The organism is Novosphingobium sp. SG707, assembly GCF_012275515.1.
In the GTDB taxonomy this organism is placed as follows: domain Bacteria; phylum Pseudomonadota; class Alphaproteobacteria; order Sphingomonadales; family Sphingomonadaceae; genus Novosphingobium.
The window spans coordinates 237,477-262,599 of record NZ_JAAZQL010000006.1; the positions used below are offsets into that span (position 1 = coordinate 237,477).

Below are 25,123 nucleotides of genomic sequence, written 5' to 3' on the forward strand. Positions count from 1 at the left end.
GGTCTAGGTTGTCTCCGGCGGGCCAAGGGACTTGTCCCTTGGCAATCCCGTTAATAGGTTTTGGGCGGCTTCGTTGCTTTATGCGGCGAAGCCGCTTTTATTTTATGGCCAGCGGCGCGGTGAGCTTTGGGATTTTACTCCACCCAGTCATGGGATTGCAAAGGGTCGAGACCCTTTGCCCGCCGGAGGCTACCTTGCTTCCTGCCAAATTTCCTTCAGCCTCTCCGCATTGGCCTCCCAGCTAAAACCCGCCACCTGCGCGGCCACATCGGCCTGTTCCATCGGCGCGGCCAGCACGTCGGCCACTGCTGCCGCAATGGCCTGAGGACTGCGCTCCGCAATCCGGCCCGCCATGGGAGAGGTGACGACTTCACGCGCGCCGCCAATATCGGGGATGACCAAGGGCGCCCCGCAGGCCAGCGCCTCGATCCAGACATTGGCCAGCCCCTCGCGCTCGGAGGGCAGGATGACGGCATCGGCCGCGCTCATCAGCAGGGGCAGGGCGTCATGGCTGACCTGTCCAAGGAAATGAACGCGCGGGCCAAAGGGCGCGGCCTGTTGGCGCAGGGCGGCCTCGTCCGGCCCGGTCCCGGCCAGCGCCAGATGCGCATCGGGCAGATCGGCCAGCGCGGCGATGGCCAGTGCCTGACCCTTGATGCCGATCAGCGCGCCGGGGCAAACCAGCAGCGGCGCGCCATCGGGTATTGTCAGACCAAGCCTTTCGGGGAGGGCGTTGCGAGCATCCTTGCGCAGGATGGGCTTGAAGCGCCCGCGATCCAGCCCGGTGTAATGCACGCGCAGCTTGGCCTGATCCATGCCCAGCGCCACCATATCGCGCCCCAAAGCGCTGGAAACGGTCAGCAGCGCAGATGCTTGATCCGCCGCAGCCAGCATCTGTGCCAGCGCCGCCGGTCGACCGCCCCAATAGTGGATGTCCGACCCGCGCGCCTTGATCGTCAGCGGCAGACCCAGTTCACGCGCGATGATCGCGGCGGCGGGGCCATCGGGAAAGAAGAATTGCGCATCGACCAGATCGAACGGCTTTTCCGCATGAAGCCGCCGCACCAATGGCAGCACGGCGCGGGCGATCCGGTTCGGATTGCCATCACCGCCGATCATGGGAATCAGCGTGAAGCGCGGATGGAGCACCGTCAGCCCGCCCAATTGCGATTGCGCAGGGCATCGCGCCCAATCCCGATAGGGCCGGCGCAGGCTGAGCGGAAAAGGGGGCAGGCCGACTGGGTTGATCATGGTCAGATCAACCCCGCCCAGCCGTTGAAGCGCCGCCATTTGATTGGCGACGAATTTGCCGAACCCCCCGCGAACGGGCGAGGGGAACAGGGTGGATAGGGAGAGGACGCGCATCATGCGCGGGTGATTACAGCTTCCTCACTAACATTTCGGCAACGGCCAGCCATGGCGGGCTGTCGATCACCAACTGGCGATGGCCGATGCCGGGAGGCAGCAGCGCGATGCGATGCTCGTCGCGGTCGATAAGGCGGCCGAAAACGAATCGGCCGCCTGGACGCGGCGCGAGCACATCGCGGTTAACCAGCTTGGAGAAACTTTCCGGCTGCATCTGGCGTAACCAGATCTGATCGCCGCTGCGATAGTCACCCGCGCCGGTTTCCACCGACATGGCCATCTGCGTGCCTTCGCCCACCAGTTCGGAAGGCAGGATGGCATCTCGCGGCGTGGTCAAGGCCTCGGCCCCGACATCGGTCAGGCGAGCGACCATTTTGGCCTGTTCGGCCGTATCCCCGCGCACCAGAAGCTCCGGATCCACCTCAAGCGCAAGCGCAATCCGGTTCATCCAGATGAGCGAGAGATTGCGCGTGCCGGTTTCCAGCCTGCCAATCGTCTGCGCCGTTGTGGGCGGTGAGCAGCGCGCGGCCACATCTGCCAGCGTCATGCCCTTTTGTCTGCGAATATCACGTATACGGTTAATCATGACTAGCCGACCCCTCGAACCAATCCGGTTTTTTCACTTTCCTACAATTTGCCCGGCTTGGCAAACTCTTTGCAAGGAATGGCAGAAGAAACCTAAGGGGATACTACTATGAATCGGCAACTTGTCGAACGGGAATTAACCGCAGAGGGGCCTGGACGCGGAAAACCTCGCCGATTGGGGCGCAGCGTGACGGTTAATTTGTGCGAATCGCCCCTGACATGGCTCCACGCGCGCGGCCATCTGACCGATCGCGAATATGATGCGGGCGAGCGGCTGCGCGCCGATTGGGAAACGGCGCAATTGGCCCCGAATATGTCGATGCGTTGGGAGCCTGTGGCCACTCGGGGCAGCCGCCACGACCGCGATCTCAATCCCACAGAGCGCCAGATCGCCGCCAAGGCCCGCTTCGACGGCGCACTGGCCGTGGCCGGAAAAGGGCTGGCCGATATCCTCTGGCGCGTGGTCTGCGCGGGTGAGAGTCTGCCGGTTGCCGAAAAATCGCTCGAATGGCCGGCGCGCTCGGGAAAGCTGGTGCTGAAGCTGGCGCTTGATCGGGTGGCGGAGTTTTATCGGATCGAGTGAGGGGGGCGGCATTATGCCTCCCGCTTCTTACCCCTCCACCATCTCCGCCAATTCCAGCCAGCGCTCCTCGGAGGCATCCTTTTCCGCGCGGGCCTTGTCCAGTGCCGCCGTCAATTGCGCAAAGCGGGCCGGGTTCTGCGTATAGAGGTCCCCATCCGCCAGCGCCGCCTCCAGCTTGGCAATCTCGCCGTCCAGCGCTTCGATCCGGGCGGGCAGGAGGTCGTAATCGCGCTGGTCCTTATAGCTCAGCTTGACCTTATTGCGCACGGGCATGACCACGGGCGCGGCCTCGCTCTTGTCGGCCACAGCCGCCTTTTTGGCCGCCGGAGCATTGCGCTGCTGGCGCTGCTTTTCCCAATCGGCATAGCCGCCCGCGACGATATCGACCCGCCCCGATCCGTCCAGCCCCAGTGTGACCGTGCAGGTGCGATCCAGAAAGTCGCGGTCATGCGATACGATCAGCACCGTGCCGTCGTAATCGGCGATCACTTCCTGCAGCAGGTCGAGCGTTTCCAGATCAAGATCGTTGGTCGGTTCGTCCAGCACCAACAGATTGGAAGTCCGCGCAAATTCGCGCGCCAGCAAAAGCCGCGACCGCTCCCCGCCCGACAGCGTACCCACCCGCGCCTCGATCAGGCCCGGGTCGAACAGGAAGTCCTTGAGATAGCCCTGAACATGCTTCTTCTCACCGCGCACATCCACCCAGTCGCCGCCCTCTGCCAGCACATCACGGATGCGCTTTTCAGGGCTTAACAGGCTGCGCTGCTGGTCGATCATCACGCCCGAGAGTGTCTGCGCCAGCTTGACCGTGCCGGTGTCGGGCTCCAATTCCCCGGTCAGCATTTTGAGCAAGGTCGTCTTGCCCGCGCCATTGCCCCCGACAAGGCCGATCCGGTCGCCACGCTGGATGCGCAGGTTAAAGTCGCGGATGATCGTGCGGTCGCCGAATTTCTTCGACACGCCCTCGGCCACGATCACCGATTTGGTTTTAACATCGTCACTGGCCAGTTTCATTTTGGCCGCGCCCTGGGGGCTGAGCATGGACGCCCGCTGTGCCCGCATCTGATAAAGCTTTTCCAGACGCCCCTGATTGCGCTTGCGCCGCGCCGTGACCCCGCGTGAAAGCCAGTGCGTTTCCAACTTCAGCTTGGCGTCCAGCTTTTCGGCCGCGCGCGCCTCGTTGGCGTAAACTTCCTCTTCCCACGCCTCATAGCCGCCAAAGCCGACCTCGCGCCGCCGCAGCGATCCGCGATCCAGCCACAGCGTCGCCCGCGTCAGCCGCGTCAAAAAGGTGCGGTCATGGCTGATGACCACAAAGGCGCCGGTATAGCGCTGCAACCAGCTTTCCAGCCAGTCGATCGCGGCCAGATCCATATGGTTGGTCGGCTCGTCCAGCAGCAGCAGGTCCGGCTCGCTGGCCAGAGCGCGGCAGATCGCCGCCCGGCGACGCTCGCCGCCCGAGGCGCTGGCGGCCTCGCGGTTCAGGTCGATGCCCAACTGGCTGGCGATGGATTCGACCTCATGCTGGGGCGGGGCGTCCGGCCCCTTCAGGCAATAATCGAGCAGGCGCGGGCAACCGCCGAAATCCGGGTCCTGCTCCAGCACCACGACCTTGGTGCCCGGTTGGATCGAACGCTTGCCCTTGTCCGCATCCAGCGTGCCCGCGATCAGGCGCAGCAAGGTGGTCTTGCCCGCGCCATTGCGCCCGATCAGCGCAAGCCGATCGCGCGGGGCGATGAAAATGTCGAGGTCGCGAAAAAGCCAGCCCGATCCCTGGATCAGGCTCAGTCCTTCCCAGCTGAGAATAGGTGCAACTGCCATGGCCGCGCGTTAGGGGGCAACAGCGGCCATGGCAAGCCGCGTCAGTTGGTCAGTTCAAAGGCCATGGCCAGCGACACGGAAATGGTGACGGGGCGGGGCGTGAGGTCGAGGGGAACAGTCTCGCCTTCTCTGGGCATGAAGCGGGGGGCGGGGGGCGCAAACAGGGCCATACGCGCCTCACTTTCGGTAACGCTCAACAATCGCACTGAGGAAAAACCGTTCGCCTGAGCGTGGATCATAGCCCTGCTGCGGCCCTGCGCGGTGGCGTTGGCGATCAGCCGGTCCATGATCGCGCTTTTGTTCGCAACGTCGAATTGCAGATTGCCGGTGCTGGTTGCCCCGGCGGCCACGGCCGCGCCCATGACGTCGTTCAGGCCATCCAGCTTGCGCAATTTCACCTGAATATAGTTTTCGATCATGAAGCCTTTGCGATGGCGCGTGCCGCCTTCTCCTTCAAATTCGTCATGGGCCGAAAGGCCGCCCTGTTTGATGTCCGAGGCAAGCACGCCCTTTGCCATCAAGGCAGTTTTCAGCTTTGCCAATCCCGCATTGTTGGCCGCCACGGCGGCCGGGGTTTCGCGATTGCGGGTGATCAGACTGATATGGAGAATGGCGATGTCGGGGGCCTGCTCCACGCTGTCACCGACATTCAGGGAAACGACCGGCCCCTTTGGCGCGATCGTCAGCATGGGAGCCGAGGGGATCTGCGCCATGGCCACTTGAGGTGAGGCGCAAAAACATAGCGCCAGAAAATAACATCTTTTCATTTGGCCCCCTTGCCTTCCATTTCCGGCTGAACAATCGCTATGTTCTCTATTCACATCGTGTTCAATCGCAAACGGATAACCCAGACGCCATGTTCACACGGCTCACCTCTATGCTGATGATGGCCCCTCTGGCGCTTTGGGCGGTGGTTTCGGCGCTGGCTTTGCCGCCGGTGCCGATGGCCCATGCCGGCCCGGGTGAGGCGCAGGGCGAGGCCCGGCGCGAAATGCGCGCGGGCAATGTGCGATCCTTGCGCGAAATCGAAACGCATGTGCTGCCGATGATGGCGGGGGCCCAATATCTGGGGCCTGAATATGACCCGCTGGCCATGGCCTATCGTCTGAAATTCGTGAAGGACGGGCGTGTGGTCTTTGTCGATGTCGATGCGCGTTCGGGGGAAATCCTGCGCCAGCGGCGCTGATCCTTGCCCCGGCTGCTTGACGCAGGCGTGCCCCGCGCCCATCTCCCCTGTTAATCCGACCAATAATAAGGAAGTGCCAGATGCGGATCCTGATCGTCGAGGATGAACCCACGCTGGGCCGCCAGCTCAAGACAACGCTGGAGCAGACCGGCTATGCGGTTGACCTGTCCACCGATGGCGAGGACGGCCATTTTCTGGGCAGCACCGAAGATTACGATGCGGTGATCCTTGACCTTGGCCTGCCCGAAATCGATGGGCTGACGGTGCTGTCCATGTGGCGCAAGGAGGGGCGCAAGTTCCCCGTGCTGGTGCTGACGGCGCGCGATTCGTGGTCGGACAAGGTGGCTGGGCTGGATGGTGGCGCCGACGATTATCTGGCCAAGCCGTTTCAGACCGAGGAACTGATCGCCCGCCTGCGCGCGCTGATCCGCCGTGCTTCGGGCAATTCCTCGTCCGAACTGATCGCGGGCGATGTGCGTCTCGACACGCGCTCAGGTCGGGTTACGCTGGCCGGTGAGCCGGTGAAGCTGACCGCGCAGGAATACAAGCTGCTCTCCTATCTGCTTCATCACAAGGGCAAGGTGGTCAGCCGCACCGAGTTGATCGAGCATATTTACGATCAGGATTTCGACCGCGATTCAAACACTATCGAGGTGTTTGTTACGCGCATTCGCAAGAAGCTGGGCGCCGATGTGATCACCACGATCCGCGGGCTTGGCTACAGCCTTGACGAGCCGGCGCGCGGATAAGCAACAATGGCCAGCGCCCAAGCGCCGGAAACAGCAAAGAGCGATACGGGCAGGGTTGACCAGGTGAAATACACCGGCAGCCTTGCGCGGCGCATGATGCTGATCGCGGTGGGCTGGATTTTGGTGCTGCTGCTGGCGGGCGGGCTGGCGCTGGACCGGGCGATGACCGCGATGGTCACGCGCAATTTCGACGAACAGCTCGGCTATATGCTGACCGGCATGATCGGCAGCGCCGAAATCGGCCCCGACGGCGAGGTGTTCTTCAACCGGCCCCTTGGCGACCAGCGTTTTCTTGAACCCAACAGCGGCCTCTATTGGCAGATCAGCGGCAAGGGGCATGAGGATTTCCCCAGCCGCTCGCTCTGGGACCGCACGCTGAAAATCTCGGCCGATCATCAGGACACGCAGGCCCATATTTTCGATTCGAGCCAGTTTTCCGGCGAGCCCCTGCGCATCATGGAGCGTTCGATCATCCTGCCGGGCAGCAATACGACGTGGTGGTTCGTGGTGGCCGAGAGCCGGCATGAACTGGACGCGCAGATCCGGCGCATCCGCACGATCCTGATCGACAGCTTCCTCGTGCTGGGCCTTGGTCTTGTGCTGATGGCGGCGATCCAGAGCTGGTATGGCCTCTCGCCGCTGCGCCGCGTGCGTCTGGCCATCGCGCATATGCGCAGCACCGGGGCCAACCGGGTGAACGACCCTCTGCCGGTTGAGGTGCAGCCGCTGGTGCAGGAATTGAACGACCTGCTATCCCACAACGAGCGGCAGGCTGAGGAAGCGCGCACCCATGCGGGCAATCTGGCCCATGCGCTCAAAACGCCGCTGACGGTGCTGCTCAATGCGGCGCAGGCCAAGGAGCCCGATCTGGCCGAATCGGTGGCGCGCGAAACGGCGGTCATGCGCAGGCAGGTCGAGCACCATCTTGCCCGCGCGCGGGCCGTTGGGCGGCGCGGGGCGGGGCAGGCGCGCACCGTGGTGTGGGATGCGGCCAAATCGGTGATGCGCGCGGTCGAGCGACTTTATGGCGATGCGCGCTTTGACCTTGATGGATCGCATGACGCTCAGGTTGCCATCGAGCGGCAGGATCTGGACGATCTTTTGGGCAATCTGATTGAAAATGCGGCGAAATATGGCGGCGGCAGCGTCTTCGTCACCATTGATGCGGGCGACAAGGGTGAACTGGTCGAAATCTGGGTCGAGGACGACGGCATGGGCATCCCCGAGGCCGAGCGCACCCGTATCTTCGATCGTGGCGCGCGGCTGGATACGGGCAAACCGGGCACGGGGTTGGGGCTGGCTATCGTGCGCGATGTGGCGGAAATCTATGGCGGAAACGTTGAGCTGGACGAGAGTGAGGATCTGGGCGGGTTGCTGGTGAAGTTGCGATTGCCCAGAGCGCGGGGGATAGAGGTTAAAGGTTAAGGGTGCCTCCGGCGGGCAAAGGGCGGGGGCCCTTTGCAATCCGATTATGGGGTGGCGCCAAATGTGCATCGTGGCGCCATTCCGCGAAGCGGTTTAATAGCCTGCGGCGCGGCAAGGTTGCGCAACACCGATTTCATAGCGCAACAAAGTATCGGGATTGCAAAGGGACTGAGTCCCTTTGCCCGCCGGAGGCATCTTTACCCCTTAACCCTTACTCGCCCAATTTGGCCTTCTCATGATGCCGGATCACTTCATCAATGATGAAGCGCAGGAATTTTTCGCCAAAATCAGGATCAAGCTGCGCATCCTCGGCAAGCTTGCGCAGGCGGGCGATCTGGCGCTCTTCGCGGCCGGGGTCGCTGGCGGGCAGGGTGTGGGCGGCTTTATATTCGCCCACGGCCTTGGTGATGCGGAATCGCTCGGCCAGAATGTGAATCAGCGCGGCATCGATATTGTCGATGCTCGACCGGAAAGAGGCCAGAACCGGATCGGTGGTGGCAACAAGGCTGCCCTGATGTGACGTTTCAACCATAAAGCGCCGCTAGCATGAGACAATGGTCGATTCCAGCCTTGCCTTTGCGCGGGATGCGGCGCAATGCGAGCCCGATGACTGCCCAACCCGTTTCCTTGAATGAACTTGGGGCGCCCATGGATGCGCCTCAGCCCTCGATCGACCCTTTGCTGGCGCTGACGGCCAAGGGGATGGACGAGGTGAACGCCGTGATTCTGAGCCGGATGCAGAGCGACATCCCGCTGATCCCGCAGCTTGCCGGGCATCTGATTTCGAGCGGGGGCAAGCGTCTGCGCCCGATGCTGACGGTCGCGGCGGCGGAACTGGTTGGCTATACGGGCGGCGCACAATATGCGCTGGCCGCAGCGGTTGAGTTTATCCATACCGCCACGCTGCTGCATGACGATGTGGTCGATGGCTCGGACCTGCGCCGGGGCAAGGCGGCGGCCAATATCATCTACGGCAATCCGGCCACGGTGCTGGTCGGCGACTATCTGTTCAGCCGTTCGTTTGAACTGATGGTTGAGGCCGGATCGCTGCGCGTGCTCGACATCCTGTCGCGCGCCAGCTCGATCATTGCCGAGGGCGAGGTCGATCAGTTGACCGCCCAGCGCAAGATCGAGACGAGCGAAGAGCATTATCTCTCGATCATCGCCGCCAAGACCGCCGCGCTTTTCGCCGCCGCCTGCCGTATTTCGGCGGTTGTGGCCGGGCGCAGCGCGGCCGAGGAGCAGGCGCTCGACGACTATGGCCGCTACCTTGGCGTGGCGTTCCAGTTGGTGGACGACGCCATCGACTATGATTCCGAAGCCGCCGAAATGGGCAAGGGCAAGGGTGACGATTTCCGCGACGGCAAAATGACCCTGCCGGTCATCCTCGCCTATGCCGCCGGCAATGAGGAAGAGCAGCAGTTCTGGCGCGACGCCATCGCCGGTTTCCGCGCCGAGGACGAAGATCTGGCCGAGGCAATCGCGATCATCGCCCGCCACGGGACGGTCGAGGCCACCCGTCAGCGCGCGGCGGATTATGCGCAGAAGGCGATTGATGCGCTGAGCATTTTCCCCGCTGGCGAGATGCGTTCGGCGCTGGAGGAAGCGGCGCTGTTTTCGGTGGCGCGGCGGTATTAAGAGGTAGTTGGCCTCCGGCGGGCAAAGGGTCTCGACCCTTTGCAATCCCAGTACTGTATTCGTTGCGTTATGGGATCAGCCTTGCGCAAACTTGCCTCGCCGCAGGCTATAATAAACCGCTTCGCGGAACAGCGCTCCGACGCAAACATGGCGCAACCCCATAACGGGATTGCAAAGGGCCCCCGCCCTTTGCCCGCCGGAGGCACCCGAAATCCCTCGCCGGAGCCCCACTTCCCTTTTCCCCTAAAATCCATATGACGCAAACCTGTGTCAGACCTGCCCATCCATACCGTCCTGCCTGAACTCCTGAAGGCCCTGCGTGATCGCCCCAATGCCGTGCTGATCGCGCCGCCCGGTGCGGGCAAGACGACCAGCGTGGCCCCCGCGTTGATCCGCGAGGCTTGGTGTGACGGCAAGGTGATCCTGCTTTCGCCCCGGCGCGTGGCGGCGCGCGCGGCGGCCGAGCGCATGGCCGAAATGATGGGTGAGAGCGCCGGGCAGACGGTGGGCTATCTGACCCGTTTGGACAGCAAGCAATCGGCGAAAACTCGCATTCTGGTGGTCACCGAGGCGATTTTTGTCGCCACCATTCTGGCCGATCCCGAGCTGAGCGGTATTTCGGCGGTCCTGTTTGACGAGGCGCATGAGCGTAATCTTGACAGTGACTTAGGCCTTGCTCTTGCTGTAGAGTGTCAGCAAGTCCTGCGCGAAGATCTGCGCATCATCCCGATGTCGGCCACGATTGACGGCGAGCGTTTTGCCGCCTTGCTCGGCCCCGATACGCCTGTGATCGAGAGCGAGGGGCGGGCCTGGCCTTTGACCATCCGCTGGCTGGGCGCGCGGGCCGAGGCGCGGATCGAAGAACAGATGGTGAGCGCGATCCTGACCGCATGGCGCGAGGAGGAGGGCGATATTCTGGCCTTCCTGCCCGGCGTGGGCGAGATCACCCGCGTGGCGGAAAAGCTGGAGGAGCGGCTGAAGAATGTGCCGATCCTGCCCCTGCACGGCCAATGCGAGCCGCAGGCCCAGCGCGCCGCGATTCGCCGCGATCCCGAAGGTCGCCGCCGCATCGTTCTGGCCACCAGCATTGCCGAGACTTCGCTGACGCTTGATGGCGTGTCGGTGGTGGTTGATTGCGGCCTGTCGCGCCGCCCGGAATATGACAAGGCGGCGGGCGTCACGCGCCTTATTACCACGCGATCCTCGCAGGCCGCCGCCGCCCAGCGCGCGGGCCGCGCCGCGCGTCAGGGGCCGGGCGTCGCTTATCGCCTGTGGGAGGAAGCCGCTCATGCCGGTCGCCCCGCCTTCGATTCGCCCGAAATGCTGACCAGTGATCTGGCGCCTTTTACCCTGGCGCTGGCGCAGTGGGGGGCGCTTGATCCGGGCGCAATGGCGTGGATTGATCCTCCTCCGGCGGCGGCCCTGTCGGCAGCGCGGGCCAAGCTGGTCAGCCTTGGCGCGCTGGATGGCGACCGGATCACCGAACATGGCCGCGCGATGGCAAGTCTGCCGATGGGGCCGGAACAGGCGCATATGCTGCTCTATGGCGCGGCGCGCGGGGCGGGGGAGGCGGCGGCCATGCTGGCCTTTCTGCTGCAGGAGCGCGCGCTGGGCGGGCGGGGCGAGGATCTGCTGACGCGGCTCGATCGCTGGCGGAGCGACCGTTCGGCCAAGGCCGAGGCGGCGCGGCAAATGGCCAAGCAATGGGCGCGGCGGGCCGAAAAGCTGGTCGCGCGCATTCCCGGCGAGGCCCCGCCCGCAGGCGTTTTGCTGGCCGAAGGTTTCCCGGACAATCTTGCCAAGCGGCGCGATGCCAGCGGTGAGGAATGGCTGGCGGCGGGGGGCAGGGGGCTGGTGCTCGATGGCCTGTCCTCGCTGGCCCGCGCCGAATATCTGGCCGTGGGCGAGGCCCAAGGGTCGGCCAAGGGCGCGCGGATTACCGGGGCGATTGCCCTTTCCGAGGCCGAAGTGCTCGAACATCTGGCGCACCGGATCGAGCGGCGTTCCACCTTGCGCTGGGTGGCGGATGAGCGGCGGGTTGAGGCTTTGCTCGAGCGGCGGCTGGGGGCCTTTGTGTTTATGCGGGGCAGCGATCCCAAGCCCGATCCCGCCGCGATCACGGCTTTCCTGTGCGAGCGGATCCGGGCCGAGGGGCTGGGCTTGCTTCCTTTGGGGCGGGCCAGTCAGGGCCTACTCAAGCGCGCGCGCTTTGCCGGGGTGGAGGCGTTGAGCGAGGCGGCCTTGCTGGCTGATCTGGAGGATTGGGCGGGGCCGCATCTCAAACGGCGGCTTGATTCGGTGGAGGCCGGGGCGTTGCATCAGGCTTTGCTCGACCGGCTGGGCTGGGATGGGAAGCAGACGCTCGACCGGCTGGTGCCCGGCGAGTTCCGCAGCCCGGCGGGCAGCACGCATCCCATCGATTATGACGATGCGGGCGGGCCATCGGTCGAGGTGCGCGTGCAGGCGCTGTTCGGCCTTGAGCGCCACCCCACCTTTGGCAATCCGCCCCAGCCTTTGCGACTTTTGCTTACTTCGCCGGGCGGAAAGCCGATCCAGACCACGATGGATCTGCCCGGATTTTGGCGCGGATCGTGGCGCGATGTGGTCAAAGATATGAAGGGCCGGTACCCCAAACACCGCTGGCCCGACGAGCCATGGGCCGAAGACCCCAGTTTGAAGACGAAAAACGCGTTTCATGCCCAACGTCGCTCTTGATTTATGGCGCGATTCGCTGGCATGGCAGCGCCTATGACCGCACGTATCTTTCAGCGCCCGAAGAACGCCATGCAGTCCGGCAAGGCCCTGCTGGACCAGTGGATCCTCGAATTCGCCCCCAATGAAGCCCGCCGTCCCGACCCCCTGATGGGCTGGCCCGGCAGCGCCGACACGCAAAATCAGGTGAGCCTCAAGTTCGCCTCGCTGGATGAAGCGAAAGCCTATGCCGACAAGCATGGCATCCTCGCCACTATCCACGCCACCCCGCCGCGCCGCCTTAAGCTGCAGGCTTACGCGGATAATTTCCGCTAAGCATCAAAGGGGCTTGCCTTTCGCGGCAAGCCTCGCCATAGGCCGCTCCGGGAGTCGGTCGGACGTTGCGTCCGCCAACCTGGTCAGGTCCGGAAGGAAGCAGCCACAACGGAATTGCCGCGGGTCGGCCGGCTCCTACGTTACAAAGAACCAGCTTTCGGGCTGGTTTTTTTGTTTGTGCGGTGGGTGGTTTATGCCTCCGGCGGGCAAAGGGTCTCGACCCTTTGCAATCCCATGACTGGGGTGGTGCGAAAACACCGACATTCCGCGAAGCGGCTAAATTTTGTAGCCTCCGGCGGTGCGGCGTTGCACCTTGGGCGATGCAAAGTGCAACAAAGACAGTAATGGGAGCGCGAGGGACGAGTCCCTCGCATTTATCCTTCCCTTCTTCTCCCCAAGCCCTAGTTAGACATTCATGATGACTGATTCCTCGGACATGTTCGGCGACGACGATGACGGCGATGATCTGCCGTGGGACGATGACGCGCCAGAAGATCAGCCCAGTGCGGCCGAACTGGAAGAGGCGGGGCAGGAGAGCATGTTCGGCGCGCCCGACCCGGCGCCCACCCCCGCGCCCGTGGTTTCGGCGCAGCCCTATCGCGTGCTGGCCCGCAAATATCGTTCGCAGACTTTTGCCGAGCTGATCGGTCAGGACGCGATGGTTCAGACGCTGGCCAATGCGATCAAGCGCGATCGTCTGGCCCATGCGTTTTTGATGACCGGCATTCGCGGCGTGGGCAAGACCTCCACCGCGCGCCTGATCGCCAAGGCGCTCAATTGCGTGGGAGTCGATGGCAAGGGCGGTCCGACGATTTCGCCCTGCGGCGTCTGCGAGCCTTGCGTGGCGATTGCCGAGGGGCGGCATATTGACGTGATCGAGATGGACGCGGCCAGCCATACCGGCGTGGACGACGTGCGCGAGATCATCGAGGCGGTGCGCTATGCGGCGGTTTCTGCGCGCTACAAGATCTATATCATCGACGAAGTTCACATGCTTTCACGCAATGCTTTCAATGCGTTGCTCAAGACTCTTGAGGAGCCGCCTGCACATGTGAAATTTCTTTTCGCGACTACCGAGGTCGACAAGCTGCCGATCACCGTCCTGTCGCGGTGTCAGCGGTTTGACCTGAAACGCATCCCGGCCAAATTGCTGGCCGAGCATTTCGGCGCGATCTGCGAAAAAGAAGGCGTGGCCATTGAGGCCGAGGCGCTGGGCATGATTGCCGAGGCGGCTGAAGGTTCGGCGCGCGACGGTCTTTCGATCCTCGATCAGGCGATTGCCCATGCCGATCTGGCCAGCGATTCCGACCATACCCATGTCACCGCCGAGAGCGTGCGCGAGATGTTGGGGCTGGCCGACAAGAGCGTGCAGCGCAAGCTGTTCGCCGCCTTGCTGAACGGGGATGGCGGCGCCTTGCTCGATCTGGTGTCGGCTCAATTCGCATTGGGGGTTGAGCCTATCGCCCTGATGCGCTCTGCCATGGAAATCACCCACCGCATCACCGTGGCCCAGGTCGGGCGCGGCGAGGTCAAGGCCGTTTCCGAGGATGAGCGCAAGGCCATCGAGGATTGGGCCAAGCGTTTGCAGCCGGGGCAATTGCACCGCCTCTGGCAAATGTTGATCAAGGGGCACGACGAGGTCAAGACCGCGCCCGCGCCCTTGGTGGCGGCGGAAATGGCGCTGCTGCGCTGCCTCCATGCCGCCGATATGCCCGATCCGGGGCAATTGGTGAAAAAGCTTGAAGGGCTGGCCGCGCAGGCTGTGGCCCTGCCGCCTTCTGCGCCCGGCGAACCGGCGCAGGCGCCTGCCACCCCGGCGATGGAATGGCGGCAATTGGTCGAGCATGTCGAGCATTATTCGATCCCCATGGGGGCGATGATGCGCGGACAGGTCCGCGTGGTGGAACTTTCCCCCGCACGGCTGGTTTTCGAGCAGGCTCCGGGCTTTGCGATGAATATCGTCGAGGATCTGCGCAAGATCCTGCGTGAGGTGACCGGCGATCTGTGGGAGGTCGAGCAGCGCAGCGAAGGCGGCCAACCGACTTTGATGGAGGTTGAAGCCAAGGCCCGTGAGGCGCAGGTCAGCCAGCGCCAGCAGTCGCCCCTGATGCAGGCCGCATTGGCCGCGTTTCCGGGGGCGCAGGATATTACCGATGAAGGACAGTCTGGCGGTTTTGCTCGCCGCCAGTCCTATGGGAGCCGTTAAATGAAGTCGATGGAAGAAATGATCAAGGCCGCCCAGCAGGCCGCCGAAACGATCCAGAAGCAGATGAACGAAACCCAGTCGAAGCTGGATTCGCTCGAGGTTGAAGGCAGCGCGGGCGGCGGTCTGGTCAAGATCCGGGCCAGTGCCAAGGGCCGCGTTATCGGCGTTTCGGTCGATGACAGCCTGCTGGTGCCCGCCGACAAGGGCATTCTGGAAGACCTGATCGCGGCCGCTTTCAACGATGCGCGCGCCAAGGCTGATGAAGTTGCCGGGGCCGAACTGGCCAAGGCGCAGAGCGGCATGGGCCTGCCGCCGGGCTTCAAGCTGCCGTTCTGATCCCTCCATGACGGGAATGCATCAAGGGCTGTGGCGTGGCGCCATGGCCCTCATGCTGACCTGCGCGGCCCCAGTGGCCGGGGCCGTCGAGAGCGACAAAGCGACCGATCCGACCGCCGCGACCTGTCATCCCAGCTTTTCGGTTGATGACAGCACCATGTCGGCCGGAACCGCCTTTTTGCTCGACATGACCGAGCCGCCCAGCCCGAGCAATCCGCTGGCGCCGCGCCCTCCTGCGCTTTTTCTGGTGACGGCGCTGCATCTGTTCGGGCCGAATGGCGGGTTGGCGGCGCAGATCGCATCCGAAAACCTGCCCGAGCATGTGAAGATGACCGGCTGTACCAATGGCGATGGTCAGCATTGGGCCGCGCGGCGTACGCTGGCGATTCCAGGCGCGGTGCCGATGGCCACGCCCTTTCGCGATGTGGCCGCCTTTGCCGCCGATCCGGCCAGCCTGAATGGCGCTACCCGCCTGCAACTGGCCGACAAGGCGGCGGTGGTGGGCGATGAGGTATGGATCGTGGCCTCGATGGGGGGCGATGGGCGGATCCGGCGCTATGGCGCGCGGGTGATCTATAATGGCCCCGATGCGCTGCAATATGCCTTTGTCGACGGCACGCTGGCCTTGCAGGCCAGCAGCGGGGCCGCCGTGGTGGATGGGGCGGGCCGTGTGCTGGGCCTGCATCTGGGCGGGGGCAAGGATCGCGGCGATCTGTTGGGCATGGCGGTTCCGCTTGACCGTCTGCGCGCTCTGATCGGCGCGGCGAAATAGGAAAACCGCGCCGCTGCCTTCTGTGGGCAAATTGCCAACATGGGCGATTGCGGCCCTTTTCCCCATTGCACCACGCGCATCCGCTCCCCATATCCTCAAAAACAATGCGGGGCTGCCGTTCTGAGGCGCAGCCTGAATGGAAGATTATGACCGACGAGAACACTCCCTCGAATGTGATTGCGCCGCTGCCGATGCTGCCGCTGCGCGATATTGTGGTTTTTCCCGGCATGGTGGTGCCGCTGTTTGTGGGTCGCGAAAAATCGGTGGCCGCATTGGAAGCGGCCATGGCGGGCGACAAGGATATCTTCCTGCTGGCCCAGCTGGACCCGGGTTGCGATGATCCCCATGCCGATGACCTCTATGATGTGGGCGTGGTGGCCACGGTGCTGCAACTGCTGAAACTGCCCGACGGCACGGTGCGCGTGCTGGTCGAAGGCACGCGGCGGGCGCGCATGGTCGCCCTGACCGAGGAAGAGGAGATGCTGCGCGCCGAACTGGCGCCGGTGGAAAGCGGCGAGGCCGAAGGGCCCGAAGTCGCGGCCATGATGCGCAGCGTGGTGGATCAGTTCGGCGAATATGCCAAGCTGAACAAGAAGCTCTCGCAGGATGCGGGCGATCAGCTTTCCGAAATCGAGGACGCCTCGGCGCTGGCCGATCAGATCGCCAGCCATATCAGCGCCAAGGTGGCCGACAAGCAGGCATTGCTGTCGGAAACCGATCCGTTGAAGCGGCTGGAAATGGTCTATGGCTTCATGGAAGGCGAACTGGGCGTTCTGCAGGTGGAGCGCCGGATCCGTGGCCGCGTGAAGCGCCAGATGGAAAAGACCCAGCGCGAATATTACCTCAACGAACAGTTGAAGGCGATTCAGAGCGAGCTGGGCGGCGGCGATGAAAACGGCGCCAATGAAATTGCCGAGCTGCAGGAGCGCATCAACAAGCTCAAGCTGAGCAAGGAAGCGCGGACCAAGGCCGAGACGGAGCTGAAGAAGCTCAAGACGATGCAGCCGATGAGCGCCGAGGCGACCGTCGTGCGCAATTATCTCGACGTGCTGCTGGGTCTGCCCTGGGGCAAGAAGAGCAAGCTGAAGAAGGATATTGGCGCGGCGCAGGCGGTGCTCGATGCCGATCACTATGCTCTGGACAAGGTCAAGGACCGGATCATCGAATATCTGGCGGTGCAGGCGCGGACCAACAAGTTGAAGGGGCCGATCCTGTGCCTCGTCGGCCCGCCGGGCGTGGGCAAGACCTCGCTGGGCAAGAGCATTGCCAAGGCAACCGGGCGCGAATTCATCCGGCAATCGCTGGGCGGCGTGCGTGATGAAGCCGAAATTCGCGGCCACCGCCGCACCTATATCGGCTCCATGCCGGGCAAGATCGTGTCGAACCTGAAAAAGGCGGGCACCAGCAATCCGCTGTTCCTGCTCGACGAGATCGACAAGCTGGGTCAGGACTTCCGCGGCGATCCGGCTTCGGCGCTGCTCGAAGTGCTGGACCCGGAACAGAATGCCAAGTTCCAGGATCACTATCTGGAACTGGACATCGATCTGTCGGACATCATGTTCGTCTGCACGGCCAACAGTCTGAACCTGCCCCAGCCTTTGCTGGACCGCATGGAGATCATCCGTCTGGAGGGGTACACCGAGGACGAGAAGGTCGAGATCGCCGAGCGCCATCTGGTGGCCAAGCAGATCGAGGCGCATGGGTTGAAGAAGGGTGAGTTCACCCTGACCCAGCCCGCGCTGCGCGATCTGATCCGCTATTACACCCGCGAGGCGGGCGTGCGTACGCTGGAGCGCGAGATCGCCCGGCTGGCGCGCAAGAGCCTGCGCAAGATCCTTGAGGGCAAGGAAAAGGGCGTGACGATCACGCCCGAAAACCTGGCCGATTTTGCCGGTGTCCGCAAATTCCGTCATGGCGTTTCGGATGAGGAAAATCAGATCGGTTCGGTGACCGGGCTGGCCTGGACCGAGGTGGGCGGCGAATTGCTGACCATCGAAAGCGTGACCGTGCCGGGCAAGGGCGCGGTCAAGACCACGGGCAAGCTGGGCGAGGTGATGAGCGAGAGCGTGCAGATGGCGTTTTCGTTCGTGAAGGCCCGCGCGCCTGCCTATGGGATCAAGCCTTCGATCTTCAACCGCAAGGATCTGCACATCCACTTGCCCGAAGGCGCCGTGCCCAAGGATGGGCCGAGCGCGGGCATCGGGATGGTGACGGCGATGGTGTCCACGCTGACCGGCATCCCCGTGCGCGCCGATGTGGCGATGACCGGCGAGGTCACGCTGCGGGGCCGTGTGCTGGCGATCGGGGGGCTGAAGGAAAAGCTGCTGGCCGCGCTGCGTGGCGGCATCAAGACCGTGCTGATCCCCGAGGAGAATGCCAAGGATCTGGCCGAGATTCCGGCCAATATCCGCGAAGGTCTGGAGATCGTGCCCGTCAGCCATGTCGATCAGGTGCTGGCGCGCGCGCTGGTTGAGGTGCCGCAGGCCATCGAATGGACCGAGGCCGATGATCTGGCCAGCCAGCCCGGCGCGGCGCCTGCGGGCGCGCCACCGGCTTCTTCGGCCACGGCGCACTGATCTGCTGCCCCAATTTTGCTGCAATGCGGCGACTCGGGTTTACCCCCGGGTCGCCGCATTGCGGTTTGGCCACGACAGGCCGAGTTTAGCCATCCATTCGTCGAAAACCCCCGATTTTCGGGGATAATTGCGGGTTTTTAACCGCATTTCGCTTTGACAGCGCCATTAAAAGTCGCTCAATTCCGCCCGCTGTCGAGGCGACTCAAACAGATATTCTCAACGTCCTTTCCGGGGGTACCCAAATGAATAAGAACGAACTGATCGGCGCGGTTGCCGAAGCCAGCGGCCTTACCCGCAATGATGCGACCAAGGCCGTCGAAGGCGTGTTCGAAGCGATTACCGCTGCTCTGAAGGCTGGCGATGAAGTCCGTCTGGTCGGCTTTGGCACTTTCTCGGTGGCCAAGCGCAAGGCCTCGACCGGTCGCAACCCCCGCACCGGCGAACCTCTGGCGATCTCGGCTTCGGCTCAGCCCAAGTTCAAGGCCGGCAAGGGCCTGAAGGACGCGGTGAACTGATCACCCGTTTTTGACTGCTGAATGGCTGAAACGCCTCGCAGCCATAAGCAGAAAGAAAAACGCCGCCTCGGATCATCCGGGCGGCGTTTTTGTTTGAGGCATGGGAAGGGGCTTATTCGGCCTCTTCGCGCGTGGCAACGGCATAGAGCGCGATGGCGGCGGCATTCGACACGTTGAGCGATTCCATCGCCTCGCTGATCGGCAGACGGGCAAGAACATCGCAATGCTGGGTGATATTGTGGCGCATGCCTTCACCCTCTGCGCCCAGCACCAGCGCGACAGGACCCGCGCTCATCGCCTGCGACAGAGTCACCTCGGCCTCGCCCGCCAGACCGATGCGCCAATAACCGGCCTCGGCGATTTCTTCGAGCGCGCGAGCCAGATTGACCACGCGGACCCAGGGAACGACCTCCAGCGCCCCGCTGGCCGATTTGGCGAGCACACCCGATTCGGGCGGAGCATGGCGGTCCTGAGTGATGATCGCGGCCGCATTGAAGGCCGCAGCCGAGCGCAGGATCGCGCCGACATTATGCGGATCGGTCACCTGATCAAGCACGACGAGCGGGCGCGAGGGATCGCCACTCAGCACGTCATCGAGGAAAACATCCTCCAGCGCGTCGCATTCCAGCACCAGCCCCTGATGCGGCGCATCGCGTGCAACAAGGCGGCCAAGATCGGCAGCTTGCGCATATTCGATCGTGAAATCAGCGGGAAGCTCGCCATCCAGATTCGCGATGGCTTCGCGCGTGGCCCACAGTTTGCGGTGGCGGCGATCGGGGTTCTTCAATGCGGCCTCGACCGCGTGGTGGCCCCACAGGCGCACCGCGCCCTTGCTGGCCCGGCCCGAACCGCGCCCGCCCTGCATACGTCCTGCGCGGCCACGCATGGCCTTGCCCTTTCCGCGTCCGCCCTGTTGGCTGTCGTCGTCGCTGTGGCGGCTCATGAAATTGTCCTTTCTGGAAAAAATTTCCCCGCCTTTGCCAATTCGAGTGTTGACAGGCAAGGGCAAGATCCTCATAGGCGCGGTCCTCGGCTGAACGGCTCCACATAAATGGGGCCATTCGGGGGGAGACCCCCAAGCTGGATAGCCTCGCAAGAGGCCTGACGGTGTGGACAGGTGGCCGAGTGGTTAATGGCAGCAGACTGTAAATCTGCCCGCGAGAGCGTACGCTAGTTCGAATCTAGCCCTGTCCACCACCGTTGCAGTTTTTCCAGACAATTCATCGTGATCCGGCCCCAAGGGCCATTGTGTCGGCACGCGCCGGGGCTTTTGCGACAGAATTTGTGCGCAATGATTTCTGCCTGTTGACAGATGCGAGCAACATCCGCATAGGCGCGGACCTCGGCTGAACGGCTCCATGCAGATGGGGTCATTCGGGGGAGACCCCAGCTCGATGCCTCTGTCAAAGAGGCCTGACGGTGTGGACAGGTGGCCGAGTGGTTAAAGGCAGCAGACTGTAAATCTGCCCGCGCAAGCGTACGCTAGTTCGAATCTAGCCCTGTCCACCACCGTTTCTTCAAAGTTCAGCATGAACAGGGCGAACCGCCTATGACGCTGCGCCAGGCGCTCGGCCCGGCGCAGCGTCTGGTCTTATTGCTGAGGCGTGCCAGCAGGTGCCGGATTGGGCGCAGGCGTGGTCGCAGGGGCGGTTTCGGCCGGGGCCGTTGCCGCCGCGCGGGCCTTGCGCATGGTTTCGATCTCGGCGCCGGTCTTGTAGTCGATCAGCTCAACCTGAAACACCAGATCCGAATTGGCGGGGATGGGGCCTGCGGCCTGGGCGCCATAGCCCATGGCCGCCGGAATGCAGAAACGCGCGATGCCGCCCTTGGGCACCATCTGAAGCCCCTGGGAAAAGCCGGGGATCACGCCCGCAACGGGAAAGGTTGCGTGCATGCCCTGATCGAAGACCGCGCCCGTGGCGGCCAGATAGCCGATGTAATTGACCAGCACATAATCCTCTTCGGCGGGCACAGGGCCGGTGGCAGGACGCAGCATGGTGAAGCTGACGCCCGAGGCGGTCTTGGTGCCGCATACACGCTGAGAGGCCGGGAGGATGGGATTGAGCGGCAAAGGAATGATGTCATTGCCCGCTTTGGGCGCGGGCTTGGTCGCGGCAGGTTTTGCCGCGGCGGCTTTGTGCGCCGGGGCGGCGGCCTGGGCGGTGCCGATCATCAGCGACAGGGCCGCCAGAGAAAACAGGGACGGGGCGAGGGGCGACAGAGCGCGAGACAGTTGCTTCATGGCCGCGAGGTATAGGCAGGATGGCCCGCCCCGATCAAGCCGATGGCAATTATACATCGGTTCAGCATTTTGCATGATGCCAAATGCGTGAATTTTGGCATTGTGTGACACGAACAGGGCCGGCGCAAGGCTCGCGGAATAAAGAGGATCTGCCATGTCAGACGCATTGCTGGGTCGGATTTCCGAAACGGTCGCAACCGCGCAGACGGTCGAACAGCTCACCCGCCCATTGCTCACCATGCTTGAACTGGTCACAGGGCTGGAAAGCACCTATCTGACCCGGATCGACGAGGCGGCCGGGGTTCAGAGCATCCTCTATGCCCGCAACAGCAAGGTGATGCAGATCCCCGAAGGACTGACAGTGCCGTGGGGCGACACTTTGTGCAAACGCGCGCTGGATGCCGGACAACCCTTTACCGATGATGTGGCGGGCTGCTGGGGCGATTCGGATGCGGCGCGCGCGCTGGGCATATGCACCTATGCTTCCACTCCTGTGCGGATGGAGGATGGCAGCCTGTTCGGTACATTATGCGCCGCCAGTTCGGAAAAGCGCCCGATCACCTCCGAAGGGCGTCAGGTGCTGGTGCTGTTCGGCGCGCTGATCCAGCAGCATATCCAGCGAGAGAACCTGCTCGAAAAGCTTCAGCGGGCCAATCGCGAGCTTGAGGGCTTTTCCTTCACCGACACTTTGACCGGGCTGCCCAATCGCCGCTTCATCTTTCAGGAATTGAGCCGCCTGTTCAGTCTGGCCCTGCGCGAAGGGCGGCGCGTGACGCTGGCTTTCATCGATCTGGACGGGTTCAAACAGATCAATGACACCTATGGCCATGAAACCGGCGATGCTTTCCTGATCGAGGTCGGGCGGCGGCTGGCCCTGGGTATGCGGGGCAGCGATCTGCTGGGCCGCCTGGGGGGCGACGAATTCGTGCTGGCGGGGCTTGGCCCGGCACAGGGGCAGGACAGCGAATTGACGGTATCGGCGATGCGGCGGCGTCTCTCTTCGGTGATCGAGGGGCATTATGATCTGCCCTGCTGCTCGATGCACTATCCCGGCGCCAGCCTTGGCATCATCAGCGCCGATCCGCGCGAGACGACCGTGGATCAGGCGCTTCAGAATGCCGATGCGGCCATGTATCTGGAAAAGCGTCAGCGCCGCGAGGCCCGCGCCCAAATGGCCTGATTTCGGCCTACCCGTATATTTCCGCCTGTATTCGTCGCTTCGTTAAGTGTTTCTGTTGGGTTTCTGGAACCGAAACCGCCCTTCAGGCATTGGTTGGCGACGGAATGAAAGGATGAGATATGTGGCTGCTTGACCGCTTCCTCCGCCGTGCGATCCGCACCGGCCCTTTGCAGATTACCGGTGCGGACGGGAAGGTCCATCTTTACGGCTCGGGCAAGGGCGACCCGCTCCGCCTGCGCTTTACCGACAAGCGCACCGCCGGGCATATTGCCCGCAACCCCTCGCTGGGCGCGGGTGAGGCCTATATGCGCGGCTGGATGGTGGTCGAGCCGCCCCATGACATCCGCGATCTGGTGCTGATGATCGGCGCCGAGGCCAAGGCGGCCAAGACCCATATGGACGCACCGGGGCGGCTGAGCCGGATGATCGACCGCGCGGCATGGTATTTCGACCAGTTCAACGACCGCCGCCGTTCCAGTCGCAATGTACGCCACCATTATGACCTGACGCGGCAATTCTACGAAATGTTCCTCGACGAGGACCGGCAATATACGATGGCCTACTTCTCCGGCCCGCAGGTGGGGCTGGAACAGGCGCAACTGGAAAAGAAAGCGCTGATCGCGGCCAAATTGCGCCTGCCGCCCGATGCGCGCGGGATGCGGGTGCTCGATATCGGCTGCGGCTGGGGCGGGCTGGGGCTGTTTCTCAACCGCCATTACGGTTGCGAGGTGCTGGGCATTTCGCTGGCCCCCGATCAGGTCGCCTTTGCGCAGGAACGCGCGCAGGCCGCAGGCGTGGCCGACCGGGTGCAGTTCCGCCTCGTCGATTACCGCGATCTGACCGAAACATTCGACCGGATCACCAGCGTGGGCATGATCGAGCATGTCGGTGCGCGCCATTTCGACGAATATTTCGGCCATACGTTCGACCGGCTGGCCGATGACGGCATCATGCTGACCCACACGATCGGGCGCGCAGGCGGGCCGGGCTTCACCGACGCGTGGACGCGCAAATATATCTTCCCCGGCGGCTATATTCCGGCGATGAGCGAGCTGGTGGGGGCCATCGAGCGGACGGGATGGAAAACCGGCGATATCGAGGTGCTGCGCTATCATTATGCCGAAACGCTGGCCGAATGGTATCGACGCACCACGCTGCATGCCGACCGCATCATCGCCATGTATGACGAGGAATTGCTGCGCATGTGGCAATTCTATCTGGTCGGGGCCGAACAGGCGTTCCGTCAGGGCAATATGGTCAATTTCCATATCCAGAACGTGAAGCAGCAGAGCGCCCTGCCGATGACGCGCGATTATATTGCCGCCGAAATGCAGCGCCTTTTGTCCAAGGAGGCCCCGCCGGTCTGGCATCTGGCGCCCAAGGTGGCGTGAGGAGCCGCGCCATATAACAAAAAGCGCCGGGCGACGTATTGGAGAGGGGCCGCCCGGCCAGTCCAGGGTCTTGGATAGTTTGGGGGGCGAGGTTCTATTCCCCGCCCTGAGGCATGTTTTTGCATCCCGCCTCTATGGCCGGGCGGGCGGGATCGCTTGACGGCTGCCCGGCGCACCACGGGTATTTCACCTTGCTCAGCGCGCCGTCCTTGATGGAATCCAGCAGCTTTTGCAGCCCGGCCTTGCGTAGGGCGGCTTCGCCCTTGGGCGCGGCGATCGGGGTTTCGCTGCCCGCCATGTCGTCCAGCGCGACGAAACGCCCATCGCCATAGAGCTTGTAATGGGCATCAAAAACATAACGCGCCGGGTCGAATTGCCATTGCGGGGCATAATGCTGGAAGATCCAGTCGCGTGCCGCGGGCTTCTCGCCCTTGGCCACGGCCCATTGGCTGACCCCGTCGATGCCTGCGGGGGCCTGCGCGCCGCTGGCCTCGGCGATGGTGGGCATGATGTCGGCAAAATCGAACAGGCCATCACGCGTGACCCCGGCGGGCAATTTGCCCGGCGCGCGGATGATCATCGGCACATGGGTGCCCGACAGGGTGGGCGTGCCCTTGCCCCCGCGCACTGAATAGCCCGCGCGGGTCGAGGTGATCTGGCGGTTGGTGCCATTGTCGCCCGAAAAGATCACCACCGTGTTCTCATCCAGTCCCTCGGCCTTGAGGCGGTCCATCAAGGCGCCCACCAGCTTGTCCATATAGGTGACCATCGCGGCAAAGCGGGTCTTGGCGCCCTGCGCGCTCATGCTGTCGGGCGTGGGCACAAAGGGATTATGCACCAGCACCATCGGGTAATAGAGGAAGAAGGGCTGGTCCTTGTGGCGGCTGATGAAATCGAGCGCATATTGACTGTCGAAATCGGGGCCGAAGCCCTCCTCGTTGATCTTTGTCCGGCCATTGCCGACGCGGGTCGGCCCCCAATAGCGCGAACCCTTGGCGTCCAGCGCCTTCAACTGCCAGAGATAGCTTTCGTCGAACCCGGCCTGCTGCGGAGTGATACCCACGCGCCCGTCAAAACCGTTCCCCATCAATTGCCATTTGCCGACGATCCCGGTGGTATAGCCCGAGGCCTTCATCATATTGCCAAAGGTGAACTGGCCCGGCGCCAGATAGCCGAAGGCATCGTAATTGCGGTGGCTTTCCATGCCCGTCATCAGGCGAACCCGCGAGGGGCTGCACAAAGGCGTGGCATGGGCCTGCGTAAAGCGGACGCCTTCCTTGGCGAGGCGGTCGATGTTGGGCGTGTAATATTCGCCGCCATAGGCGTTGAACGCCTCGATCCCGATGTCATCGGCCAGAATGAAGATCACATTGGGCGATCCAGCCCGGCGCGCGGCCGGGACGGGGGCAGGTGAGGTCGCCGGGCCATGGCTGTATTCCGGGGCCGGGCCATTTTGCGCCATCGCGCCGCCGGGCAGGAGCATCGCCGCGATGGCGGCCAGAGCGACATATTTTCGCAGTTTCATG

The 25,123-nt window shown here is 63.4% G+C and carries 22 protein-coding genes, 2 tRNA genes and 1 other RNA gene; 17 read left to right on the forward strand and 8 right to left on the reverse strand.

Annotated features, from left to right (window positions below; all coding sequences use genetic code 11):
• Positions 1-189: 189 nt before the first annotated feature.
• Entirely contained in the window at positions 190-1,365 is a 1,176-nt protein-coding gene (locus FHW92_RS17820; protein WP_168604720.1) for a glycosyltransferase, read from the reverse strand.
• Positions 1,366-1,378: 13 nt separating this feature from the next.
• A complete protein-coding gene (locus tag FHW92_RS17825; RefSeq protein WP_168604618.1) occupies positions 1,379-1,951 on the reverse strand; it encodes a helix-turn-helix transcriptional regulator in 573 nt (190 codons plus the stop codon).
• Positions 1,952-2,059: 108 nt separating this feature from the next.
• Here FHW92_RS17825 and FHW92_RS17830 point away from each other — a divergent pair, with 108 nt between their 5' ends.
• The gene (locus FHW92_RS17830; RefSeq protein WP_168604619.1) at positions 2,060-2,533 is read left to right on the forward strand and encodes a DUF6456 domain-containing protein; all 474 of its coding nucleotides are present in this window, start codon (positions 2,060-2,062) and stop codon (positions 2,531-2,533) included.
• Between the two features lie 27 nt (positions 2,534-2,560).
• On the opposite strand, the gene FHW92_RS17835 is transcribed toward FHW92_RS17830, so the two are convergent.
• Together FHW92_RS17835 and FHW92_RS17840 are read right to left on the reverse strand one after the other, a co-directional pair.
• Entirely contained in the window at positions 2,561-4,354 is a 1,794-nt protein-coding gene (locus FHW92_RS17835) for an ATP-binding cassette domain-containing protein (RefSeq protein WP_168604620.1), read from the reverse strand.
• Positions 4,355-4,395: 41 nt separating this feature from the next.
• Entirely contained in the window at positions 4,396-5,067 is a 672-nt protein-coding gene (locus FHW92_RS17840) for an SIMPL domain-containing protein (protein WP_168604621.1), read from the reverse strand.
• A gap of 230 nt (positions 5,068-5,297) precedes the next feature.
• Between FHW92_RS17840 and FHW92_RS17845 the strand changes: the two genes are divergently transcribed.
• From FHW92_RS17845 to FHW92_RS17855, 3 genes are all read left to right on the forward strand, one after another.
• Positions 5,298-5,540, forward strand: a complete 243-nt coding sequence (locus FHW92_RS17845; protein WP_246405060.1) for a PepSY domain-containing protein — start codon at positions 5,298-5,300, stop codon at positions 5,538-5,540.
• A gap of 80 nt (positions 5,541-5,620) precedes the next feature.
• On the forward strand, positions 5,621-6,289 hold the full coding sequence (locus FHW92_RS17850; RefSeq protein ID WP_168604622.1) for a response regulator transcription factor: 669 nt from the start codon (positions 5,621-5,623) through the stop codon (positions 6,287-6,289).
• 93 nt (positions 6,290-6,382) lie between these two features.
• Complete coding sequence (locus tag FHW92_RS17855; protein ID WP_168604722.1) at positions 6,383-7,714, forward strand: HAMP domain-containing sensor histidine kinase; 1,332 nt, start codon at positions 6,383-6,385, stop codon at positions 7,712-7,714.
• A gap of 211 nt (positions 7,715-7,925) precedes the next feature.
• Here FHW92_RS17855 and FHW92_RS17860 read toward each other — a convergent pair whose 3' ends face one another.
• On the reverse strand, positions 7,926-8,246 hold the full coding sequence (locus FHW92_RS17860; RefSeq protein WP_168604623.1) for a chorismate mutase: 321 nt from the start codon (positions 8,244-8,246) through the stop codon (positions 7,926-7,928).
• Positions 8,247-8,320: 74 nt separating this feature from the next.
• On the opposite strand from FHW92_RS17860, the gene FHW92_RS17865 reads away from it, so the two are divergent.
• From FHW92_RS17865 to FHW92_RS17905, 9 genes are all read left to right on the forward strand, one after another.
• Positions 8,321-9,352: a polyprenyl synthetase family protein gene (locus tag FHW92_RS17865; RefSeq protein ID WP_168604624.1), complete on the forward strand. Its 1,032-nt coding sequence runs from the start codon at positions 8,321-8,323 to the stop codon at positions 9,350-9,352.
• Positions 9,353-9,619: 267 nt separating this feature from the next.
• Entirely contained in the window at positions 9,620-12,067 is a 2,448-nt protein-coding gene (gene hrpB, locus FHW92_RS17870) for an ATP-dependent helicase HrpB (RefSeq protein WP_168604625.1), read from the forward strand.
• A 33-nt stretch (positions 12,068-12,100) separates the two neighbouring features.
• Entirely contained in the window at positions 12,101-12,379 is a 279-nt protein-coding gene (locus FHW92_RS17875; protein WP_168604626.1) for an ETC complex I subunit, read from the forward strand.
• 47 nt (positions 12,380-12,426) lie between these two features.
• Positions 12,427-12,521: signal recognition particle sRNA small type (ffs, locus tag FHW92_RS17880), an RNA gene on the forward strand.
• Between the two features lie 273 nt (positions 12,522-12,794).
• Positions 12,795-14,585 (forward strand): DNA polymerase III subunit gamma/tau, encoded by a 1,791-nt coding sequence (locus FHW92_RS17885; RefSeq protein ID WP_168604627.1) that lies wholly within the window; start codon positions 12,795-12,797, stop codon positions 14,583-14,585.
• The gene (locus FHW92_RS17890) at positions 14,586-14,921 is read left to right on the forward strand and encodes a YbaB/EbfC family nucleoid-associated protein (protein WP_168604628.1); all 336 of its coding nucleotides are present in this window, start codon (positions 14,586-14,588) and stop codon (positions 14,919-14,921) included. It abuts the gene before it with no gap.
• A 43-nt stretch (positions 14,922-14,964) separates the two neighbouring features.
• Positions 14,965-15,693 carry a trypsin-like peptidase domain-containing protein gene (locus FHW92_RS17895; protein ID WP_172249325.1) on the forward strand — a complete coding sequence of 243 codons (729 nt, stop codon included), beginning with the start codon at positions 14,965-14,967 and terminating at the stop codon, positions 15,691-15,693.
• A gap of 146 nt (positions 15,694-15,839) precedes the next feature.
• On the forward strand, positions 15,840-18,269 hold the full coding sequence (gene lon, locus FHW92_RS17900) for an endopeptidase La (protein WP_172249323.1): 2,430 nt from the start codon (positions 15,840-15,842) through the stop codon (positions 18,267-18,269).
• 242 nt (positions 18,270-18,511) lie between these two features.
• Positions 18,512-18,784, forward strand: coding sequence for an HU family DNA-binding protein (locus FHW92_RS17905; protein WP_168604631.1), 273 nt, complete (start codon positions 18,512-18,514; stop codon positions 18,782-18,784).
• Positions 18,785-18,896: 112 nt separating this feature from the next.
• Here the strand turns inward: FHW92_RS17905 and rlmB are convergent, their stop codons facing one another.
• Entirely contained in the window at positions 18,897-19,727 is an 831-nt protein-coding gene (rlmB, locus tag FHW92_RS17910) for a 23S rRNA (guanosine(2251)-2'-O)-methyltransferase RlmB (RefSeq protein WP_168604632.1), read from the reverse strand.
• A 168-nt stretch (positions 19,728-19,895) separates the two neighbouring features.
• Here rlmB and FHW92_RS17915 point away from each other — a divergent pair.
• Positions 19,896-19,981: transfer RNA gene (locus FHW92_RS17915), tRNA-Tyr, on the forward strand.
• A gap of 226 nt (positions 19,982-20,207) precedes the next feature.
• Positions 20,208-20,293 (forward strand) — tRNA-Tyr (locus FHW92_RS17920).
• Between the two features lie 82 nt (positions 20,294-20,375).
• Here the strand turns inward: FHW92_RS17920 and FHW92_RS17925 are convergent.
• Positions 20,376-21,026 carry an FKBP-type peptidyl-prolyl cis-trans isomerase gene (locus FHW92_RS17925; protein ID WP_246870246.1) on the reverse strand — a complete coding sequence of 217 codons (651 nt, stop codon included), beginning with the start codon at positions 21,024-21,026 and terminating at the stop codon, positions 20,376-20,378.
• Between the two features lie 154 nt (positions 21,027-21,180).
• Between FHW92_RS17925 and FHW92_RS17930 the strand changes: the two genes are divergently transcribed.
• Positions 21,181-22,206 carry a sensor domain-containing diguanylate cyclase gene (locus FHW92_RS17930; RefSeq protein WP_168604633.1) on the forward strand — a complete coding sequence of 342 codons (1,026 nt, stop codon included), beginning with the start codon at positions 21,181-21,183 and terminating at the stop codon, positions 22,204-22,206.
• Between the two features lie 119 nt (positions 22,207-22,325).
• Positions 22,326-23,597 carry a cyclopropane-fatty-acyl-phospholipid synthase family protein gene (locus FHW92_RS17935; RefSeq protein ID WP_168604634.1) on the forward strand — a complete coding sequence of 424 codons (1,272 nt, stop codon included), beginning with the start codon at positions 22,326-22,328 and terminating at the stop codon, positions 23,595-23,597.
• Between the two features lie 94 nt (positions 23,598-23,691).
• On the opposite strand, the gene FHW92_RS17940 is transcribed toward FHW92_RS17935, so the two are convergent.
• Positions 23,692-25,122 (reverse strand): sulfatase-like hydrolase/transferase, encoded by a 1,431-nt coding sequence (locus FHW92_RS17940; protein WP_168604635.1) that lies wholly within the window; start codon positions 25,120-25,122, stop codon positions 23,692-23,694.
• Position 25,123 lies beyond the last annotated feature (1 nt).

Excerpts from the sequence above, each read along its gene's own strand:
- FHW92_RS17820 (WP_168604720.1), bottom strand. The coding sequence starts at position 1,365 with ATGCGCGTCCTCTCCCTATCCACCCTGTTCCCCTCGCCCGTTCGCGGG.
- FHW92_RS17825 (WP_168604618.1), bottom strand. The coding sequence starts at position 1,951 with ATGATTAACCGTATACGTGATATTCGCAGACAAAAGGGCATGACGCTG.
- FHW92_RS17830 (WP_168604619.1), top strand. The coding sequence starts at position 2,060 with ATGAATCGGCAACTTGTCGAACGGGAATTAACCGCAGAGGGGCCTGGA.
- FHW92_RS17835 (WP_168604620.1), bottom strand. The coding sequence starts at position 4,354 with ATGGCAGTTGCACCTATTCTCAGCTGGGAAGGACTGAGCCTGATCCAG.
- FHW92_RS17840 (WP_168604621.1), bottom strand. The coding sequence starts at position 5,067 with ATGGCGCAGATCCCCTCGGCTCCCATGCTGACGATCGCGCCAAAGGGG.
- FHW92_RS17845 (WP_246405060.1), top strand. The coding sequence starts at position 5,298 with ATGGCCCATGCCGGCCCGGGTGAGGCGCAGGGCGAGGCCCGGCGCGAA.
- FHW92_RS17850 (WP_168604622.1), top strand. The coding sequence starts at position 5,621 with ATGCGGATCCTGATCGTCGAGGATGAACCCACGCTGGGCCGCCAGCTC.
- FHW92_RS17855 (WP_168604722.1), top strand. The coding sequence starts at position 6,383 with ATGATGCTGATCGCGGTGGGCTGGATTTTGGTGCTGCTGCTGGCGGGC.
- FHW92_RS17860 (WP_168604623.1), bottom strand. The coding sequence starts at position 8,246 with ATGGTTGAAACGTCACATCAGGGCAGCCTTGTTGCCACCACCGATCCG.
- FHW92_RS17865 (WP_168604624.1), top strand. The coding sequence starts at position 8,321 with ATGACTGCCCAACCCGTTTCCTTGAATGAACTTGGGGCGCCCATGGAT.
- FHW92_RS17875 (WP_168604626.1), top strand. The coding sequence starts at position 12,101 with ATGACCGCACGTATCTTTCAGCGCCCGAAGAACGCCATGCAGTCCGGC.
- FHW92_RS17885 (WP_168604627.1), top strand. The coding sequence starts at position 12,795 with ATGATGACTGATTCCTCGGACATGTTCGGCGACGACGATGACGGCGAT.
- FHW92_RS17890 (WP_168604628.1), top strand. The coding sequence starts at position 14,586 with ATGAAGTCGATGGAAGAAATGATCAAGGCCGCCCAGCAGGCCGCCGAA.
- FHW92_RS17895 (WP_172249325.1), top strand. The coding sequence starts at position 14,965 with ATGGCCCTCATGCTGACCTGCGCGGCCCCAGTGGCCGGGGCCGTCGAG.
- lon (WP_172249323.1), top strand. The coding sequence starts at position 15,840 with ATGACCGACGAGAACACTCCCTCGAATGTGATTGCGCCGCTGCCGATG.
- FHW92_RS17905 (WP_168604631.1), top strand. The coding sequence starts at position 18,512 with ATGAATAAGAACGAACTGATCGGCGCGGTTGCCGAAGCCAGCGGCCTT.
- rlmB (WP_168604632.1), bottom strand. The coding sequence starts at position 19,727 with ATGAGCCGCCACAGCGACGACGACAGCCAACAGGGCGGACGCGGAAAG.
- FHW92_RS17925 (WP_246870246.1), bottom strand. The coding sequence starts at position 21,026 with ATGAAGCAACTGTCTCGCGCTCTGTCGCCCCTCGCCCCGTCCCTGTTT.
- FHW92_RS17930 (WP_168604633.1), top strand. The coding sequence starts at position 21,181 with ATGTCAGACGCATTGCTGGGTCGGATTTCCGAAACGGTCGCAACCGCG.
- FHW92_RS17935 (WP_168604634.1), top strand. The coding sequence starts at position 22,326 with ATGTGGCTGCTTGACCGCTTCCTCCGCCGTGCGATCCGCACCGGCCCT.
- FHW92_RS17940 (WP_168604635.1), bottom strand. The coding sequence starts at position 25,122 with ATGAAACTGCGAAAATATGTCGCTCTGGCCGCCATCGCGGCGATGCTC.